Source organism: Chitinivorax tropicus (assembly GCF_014202905.1).
Lineage (GTDB): Bacteria > Pseudomonadota > Gammaproteobacteria > Burkholderiales > SCOH01 > Chitinivorax > Chitinivorax tropicus.
On sequence record NZ_JACHHY010000083.1, the window covers coordinates 1 to 1,428 of the forward strand.

Consider the following 1,428-nt stretch of genomic DNA (forward strand, 5'->3'; position numbering starts at 1 on the left):
GCGGTTCCATTCCGCTATCGGCACGCTGGCATTGAATGATCGCCAATTCTGCTCCAAAGCCCCTTTGGCGCGGTTCAAGGCTGTGTTGATGCTCATGCCTTGTGCCACATAGTCAGACTGGCTGATCAGGTCTTTTTCCCGGTCCGCGCTTGTGCCGAGGCATCCCCTGCCATGACATGCTCGTGTCCAGCCAGACGGACAGGGAGCCGCGTTGCATCAGGGCTTGGTTGTAGGCTTTCCAGTTGGTGGTTCGGTAGCATTTTGGGGCGGGCTTGGTCATGTCGCTATCTTACCAGGCTGCGGCACTGCCGGATTTGTGCGACAGCGCCCCACAGATGTAAAAATGCCCGCCAGACGGCGGGCAAATTTTAATTCAAGCACAGCCCCTTTAGTTCATCGATTATAGCGGCGGCATCGCTCCACCCGAACCCTTACCTGTCAATACGTCAAGCTCGAACGGCACAAACTTAGAGGTAGAAGCATCCCAGCCCTCACCTAAGACTTTCCCCGCAGAGACATGCACGTTCCGAAGTCCGTCCCACGACAGCTCCTGTGATCGCCATGTAGTGCCATCGCTCAACAGCCCAAGAGCATAGGTATATCCGAACAAGACCAACACGTTTTCATCAGTTGCAGGACAGCAACCCATGATGGGGCGCATTGGTATCAATTGCCAATCTTCTGGCTGTCGAGAAGACACCACGTACCCCAGCCCCTTGGCGATCACAACGATCTGCAAGCCATCCGGATGAGCGCAACAAAGATTCAAAGCATTTGGAGACTCACGCCCAGCAGAGAAGTGTCCAACCCACGAAGACAAATCTGTCTTCACCTGCACGCTTAGCCCTGCAACCCATCCATCTTTGATCGCACCGGGATATGCGTAGGCAAATTCCACCTCCTCGTCATCTTCGAAAATCGCTGCACTAAAGCTTGTGGCGCCGAAAAAATTCTCAATCATTGGGACTCCTTCGGGCGGAAGAAACGATGGGTAATCACTTCCGTTCTCCCTGATACTGATGGTCGAACCCCTATCTCAAATGTTCCTTCAACAATACGAGAAGGTGTCGTTCCAATAATTTCGCGAACACGCTGCCCATCTCCGATACGGACTTGGGCCTTTCCATAGATAGGCTCACCTGGCAGTGTGATGGTGCCATCCTTGGTATAGAGGACATATCTGTCGCTAACGACTGTTCTCTGCCCAGCGAAAATGTCTTTGTTGATAGACTCGGGGAAGTTATGGAATGGCCCAGGCTCTTCGACCCGGCGCATCAGCTCTCGTGCAGAGTAAATGCGATTGGGGCCTGCATCGTTTGGAACATCAACCCTCGGCCCCTTGCCAGCCGCCAGTATCGCATCCCGCTCCGCCGCTGTCAGGCCCAGGCCCGCCACCGGTTGCTTCACCGTCACCGGCACCGTTTCATA

The 1,428-nt window shown here is 54.4% G+C and carries 2 protein-coding genes and 1 pseudogene; all 3 read right to left on the reverse strand.

Annotated elements, in window-relative coordinates:
• Positions 1 to 142: 142 nt before the first annotated feature.
• A pseudogene (locus tag HNQ59_RS19395) lies at positions 143 to 280 on the reverse strand (IS5/IS1182 family transposase); the annotation flags it as partial.
• A gap of 120 nt (positions 281 to 400) precedes the next feature.
• Positions 401 to 961 carry a hypothetical protein gene (locus tag HNQ59_RS19400; RefSeq protein ID WP_184042030.1) on the reverse strand — a complete coding sequence of 187 codons (561 nt, stop codon included), beginning with the start codon at positions 959 to 961 and terminating at the stop codon, positions 401 to 403.
• Positions 958 to 1,428, reverse strand: a 471-nt coding sequence (locus tag HNQ59_RS19405; protein ID WP_221320305.1) for a hypothetical protein, incomplete at its 5' end; no start/stop codon positions are given. The genes HNQ59_RS19400 and HNQ59_RS19405, both read right to left, overlap by 4 nt.